The sequence below is a fragment of the Brunnivagina elsteri CCALA 953 genome, assembly GCF_002289455.1.
Lineage (GTDB): Bacteria > Cyanobacteriota > Cyanobacteriia > Cyanobacteriales > Nostocaceae > Brunnivagina > Brunnivagina elsteri.
The window spans coordinates 1-4,819 of the sequence record NZ_NTFS01000460.1 but is presented as its reverse complement, the minus strand read 5'-3'; the positions used below and the strand labels follow the sequence as shown (position 1 = coordinate 4,819).

The 4,819-nt window shown below is 40.3% G+C and carries 5 protein-coding genes; 2 read left to right on the top strand and 3 right to left on the bottom strand.

Features of this window, described 5'->3' with window-relative positions; translation table 11 throughout:
- Positions 1-623 (top strand): hypothetical protein (locus tag CK510_RS32060; protein ID WP_095724488.1); only part of this gene is annotated, 623 nt, incomplete at its 5' end.
- Positions 624-1,133: 510 nt separating this feature from the next.
- On the opposite strand, the gene CK510_RS26365 is transcribed toward CK510_RS32060, so the two are convergent.
- The 3 genes from CK510_RS26365 to CK510_RS26355 all read right to left on the bottom strand — a co-directional run bounded on the left by CK510_RS26365 (position 1,134) and on the right by CK510_RS26355 (position 3,881).
- Positions 1,134-2,630 carry a family 10 glycosylhydrolase gene (locus tag CK510_RS26365; protein WP_211293312.1) on the bottom strand — a complete coding sequence of 499 codons (1,497 nt, stop codon included), beginning with the start codon at positions 2,628-2,630 and terminating at the stop codon, positions 1,134-1,136.
- 245 nt (positions 2,631-2,875) lie between these two features.
- A complete protein-coding gene (psb27, locus tag CK510_RS26360; protein WP_095724487.1) occupies positions 2,876-3,280 on the bottom strand; it encodes a photosystem II protein Psb27 in 405 nt (134 codons plus the stop codon).
- An 82-nt stretch (positions 3,281-3,362) separates the two neighbouring features.
- Positions 3,363-3,881 carry a GNAT family N-acetyltransferase gene (locus tag CK510_RS26355; protein WP_095724486.1) on the bottom strand — a complete coding sequence of 173 codons (519 nt, stop codon included), beginning with the start codon at positions 3,879-3,881 and terminating at the stop codon, positions 3,363-3,365.
- Positions 3,882-4,115: 234 nt separating this feature from the next.
- Between CK510_RS26355 and CK510_RS26350 the strand changes: the two genes are divergently transcribed.
- The gene (locus CK510_RS26350) at positions 4,116-4,565 is read left to right on the top strand and encodes a hypothetical protein (RefSeq protein WP_095724485.1); all 450 of its coding nucleotides are present in this window, start codon (positions 4,116-4,118) and stop codon (positions 4,563-4,565) included.
- The last annotated feature ends 254 nt before the right edge of the window (positions 4,566-4,819 follow it).

Here is a 4,819-nt window from a genome sequence, read left to right as displayed (position 1 = left end):
TTGAATGTAATAAAAGTGTTGAAACTAGCTTTGGAATAACTAGTAAAACTGATTTAGCGATTTTGGCAGATAAGCCTTATGTAATTCGTTCGGGAAGAGAATCGATTTTCTCAAAGAGTTTATTACTATCGCTAGATGCTCTAACTATAGAACAATTACAAAATCCTGTGACAATTACGGTAAGTCCTGGGGAGAAAACGGTAGTATTTTGTAGCGTTTACGATCCAGCAACCTATCGAGTTGTTGATTTTAGCTGGAGTGGACATAAAGAGATTAATTTGCAAGCGTTAGAAGAGCGAGTTGTTGATAAAATCAGTCAAATTACGTCTGTGAACCAAGGGCAAAATTTAGCACCAACGCAAATTATGGGTGTTGTCAAAAATGCTGAAGGAGCCGCTTTGCGAACGCACATGATGGCACAGATAGATAAGTACATAACTCAGTTGGGTTGGAATACTGAACAGGGACGCAACTATTTGCAACAGCATTACCAGAAAAATTCACGTAGCCAGTTATCTGATACTGAGTTATTAGATTTTACCTTTAGAGTTATGGAAATGGCGGGTATTGTGCAAGATGTGTATCAGCAAACTAGCTCACTAATGGATGCTAAAGCTTCTTGAGGTTAACGTAAATACCCTACGGTTCGCAAGCTACGACGAATAAAATATGACCTCTCTCTATAGACGCGGAGCGGCTTCCCGCAGGGTATCTCTCTCCTACAAGGATACTGTTGGCTAATTGTTGAGGGGTGAAGACCCTCACCCTCTCGTTAACAGGCTCCAGCCTGGTAAGTAGTCGGACACAATTAATTACACAAAACTTGGGCTGAAATTATTACCTATCAAAGATATCCAAAAATCAGTATTGTAATTAATTCTGTCTGGTTACTTAACGCGCTTTTGGAGGCTCTGCCTCCAGTTAGATTTGAGGCAGAGCCTCAATCGCTGCATTCCTTGCCAGAGGCAAGGAACGAGGAAAATGGGGTTCGACCCATCATTAATTCGCCAACAACATCCTATAAGGGAAGGGGTTGGGGGTTAGGTTTCTGTATTGGATGCAATCGAGAATCACTATAAACTATTGAATAAGGGCAAATAACAATATTAATAAGGGCAAACAACCGTTTGCCCCTACTGTGCTTGGCAGAACTTGCGATCGCTATCGTGTTTTGGATCTTGCCAGGAATAGGCAAAGTGACTGACTCCACGAATACGGGGGGCAAATTGCCGGATTGCTTGCATTTGGATTTCTAGAGATGGACGATCGCTGACAGATTCTCCCCATCCTCCTGCGATCGCGGGTATGATTTGGGTGTCTGATTTTGACATGTTCAATACCCGCTTGACTTGTTGGGCTATGCAAGCGACATTTCCACAGTTTGCGTAAGACATAGGATGCCATTCTAAACTACTGGGGAATCTATCCCAAGGTTGCAAGCGTGAATCATAACCTTGTCCAACCATTTGGTTGCCTTCGGGGAAAAATACCGCTCCTGCGGGGATACCCATTTTTCTGGCTGGGGATGAGGCAATATTGACGAAATCAACTATTCCCTGCATGGAATGGGCTACAGTAAGTTGCCATAATTCCGATTGCAGTTGGGGTTGTCGTAGTGCTGCGGGGATAATGGCTTTTTGTAGGGTTGGATTACGTCCTTGCCATAAAGGTTCGCTCTCTTGAGGATATAATCTATCTATATCGCTGATGTCCCCTGCTGTTATGTATCCTTTCCCAACAAAGCGACGAATTAATTCTAAACCTTTGTAATTTTGTGCCCTTCTAAATAAAGCTTGCTGGGTTGATTTTGTATATAACCACAAATCGGTGACTTTGGTAGCGATGGAATTTTTGCCAGCTTGACGGGGATAGCGCACATAGTCGAATAATATGCCATCGGGACGACGACGTGTCACTTCCTCTACCATCCGAGAATAATCGACTTGAGCTTGTTTATTATACGGATCGATAAAAACTTGACTACCATTATCGACTACGTACAGACTTGTTTGTCCTTTGCCATTTCTTGCGATCGCACTTTCTCGATCTTTTCGCTTGGCATAGCTGTAACCAAAGTTGGTAGTATACATCCAAGCATATACTTTTAAACCCCGTTGTCGTCCTTTTTTGATTGCTGCTGCGAGTAAATCGGCATTTTCGGCACCAGGTTGATTGACTACCGATTTCCAAACCGTGGGATTACTATTGGCAGGTAACAAAACCCTGCCATCGTAGAAAGTTTCGATATAAACCTGGTTATAACCCTTGTTGGCAATCCGATCCATAATGCGATCGAGGGAACCTGCTTTGATGTCGCAGGGATATAACCGCAACCAAATCGCTTGAACTTGTAGCCAATTTTGCCGACGACATTCTTGTACTATTTGTACCTGTTGTTTCAGTATATTTTGGTAGCGGATTTCTGCTTCTTTATTCCCTCGCAATGCCGATATGCGGAGATTTTCTTTTTCTCGTACTGCGATCGGTGATAGCTGACAAAACTCGTTAACCTGTGCTGAAATTGGTTTATTTGCTAAAAACGGTAAAAGCAAACTACTAGTAAAAATAACAGCTAATAAATGTCGCCAAAAGAACATTGGTTTTGCAATATTCAAGGGACGATTAGGCATACTATTTCTGGATTTTGAATTTTAGATAAACAAGTTTAAATAAGAGTCTGTTCTGAAAATCAGATTCAGCCACTCGAATATAACAGACATATAAATAAATAATGTGCTTGCAGGCATAATTAATCAATTGTCATTATTTTAATCTAATTACGCAGACAATGCTAGTGTTTATTTATTCTAAGTATGAAAATATTATTAAAAGGTGGGCAATGCCCACCAAAGAAAAAGATAATGTTGACTGTTGCTTAAGCACCACGCTTTAAAGCAGACTCGACTTGTACAAATTCTTCTTGTAAACGGTCTTTGAGCTTTTGTGGTACGGGACGGTTGGGATAGGAACTATAATGTCCAGCAAGGGAGTTTAGTACAGTTCGCATTGTGGTAAAAGAACTAAGACTAGAAACTGAGTTATTGCGTTGATAGCGAGCAGCAAACTCATTTATTTTTTGACGTGCTTCTGTTTGAGATGCTGCTCTATTAGGTGCATCATCTGGTATCTCTAAAGCATCTTTGAGAATGCTGACAACTGTTAAAGTATCTTGACTATAGTTTCCAGTTAAGGTGTCTGCATTGGCAGAATAGGGGAAACCCATCAAACCGATGACTACAACCAGTACTATGGAAAGTAGGAGTGACCAATAGCGCTTCATAAGGATTGAGTAAAAAAAACACCTAAATCAAAATCCATCGTATCCTGGATTGCGATCGCGAATAACGAAAATGGGCAAAAGGTCAATATGCTTTCGGATTCTGATATCGGTAAAAAACGTGAGGTAAGTTGACGTGCATGATATTGGCTTCGTATAAAAAGCCTATCTTTTGCATTACCCTTTCTGACCTTTTATTCTCGACAAGGGTATAACAAACAACACTTGGATAGTTAAATTTACTACATGCAACTTCTAAAGATTTGTTACCAATTTCGACTGCTAATCCTTGACCCCAAAATTCAGGCATCAAAGCATAGCCAAGTTCGACTTCTTGACTAGCATTGACAATGACTCTTCTGATACCTCCACGCCCTACAAACAAATTGGTATCTTTTTCAAAGAATATCCACTGTCCATGCCCGTAATATTCCCATTGCTTGCGGTTCGCGATTAAGCTGTCTTGGGCTTCAGCTTGACTCCTAATGCCTCCTAATGTCGCCATTACTTCTGGATTGGAACCCATTTCCAGGTAATATTTCCAATGGGATTGACATATTTTCTCACCCCAAAGTCTTTGGGTTTCTATTCGCTCAACTTGCATAACTTCAAGATTAATTCTTGGCGAAATTCAACTTTATCAAACAAGCTTAAATTAAGTTAAGTAGGTACGTAGGAAAATGGCGATAAGCGAAGTTTAACGCTAAAAGGGTATGGCAAGTGCCCTAGCAAAAAAATCATCCTTATTGATACAACAATCTCTATCTAACGGAAGTTATAGCTATTCTGAAGGATCGATTAAAAATAAAATGTAAAATCTCAATCAAGATTGTATTCTATGAAACCGAATTATTGTACTCAACGGGTTTCGATTCTTGGACGCTGGATAGCTACAAGTCTATTTTGCCTATCTGCGATCGCTTTTGTTTGGCAAGGTGCATTTTTCCATGACACAGCAGCAATGGCATCTCCTGTTGCGAACTTAGTTGCATCTACAGATGCAGGAAATCAAATCAAAGGTAAAGCTAGGGAAGATGCTGGAAATGCAAAGGGTTTGATCCGAGACGCAAAAAATCAAGTGAAGAAGACTGCAAACAAAAATGCCGATCGTGTTGAGGAAGCAACAGATGGCAAAGGTAGCTTCTTCGCACGTAAGGCAAACAGAGACAAAGCGAGAATTGAGAAAAGAGCGGAAGAAGACGCATCTCGAACTCAAAAAGCAGTAGATAACACCAAGAATGCTGTTGAACGCACTGTTGATAATATCAAGGATACGATCGCCAAATAAAAATCACTGGTGTTGATGTTTATATACCTCTTAGGGAATACCAAGAAGTAAATCCTCCAATATTGTAGGGGTAGGGTCTCCCCACCCCTATGCATGATAGGGTTGGTAAATATATGATTTGGAGATTTTATTTTCTGGAAGTCTCTTAAGGGAACACCAAGAAATAAATTGTCCCAATATAGAACCCATTTGGTATCTTTTATAATGTAGAAAAATCAAACTAAGAGATGAGGTAAATGTACTCAAGTAGCTTA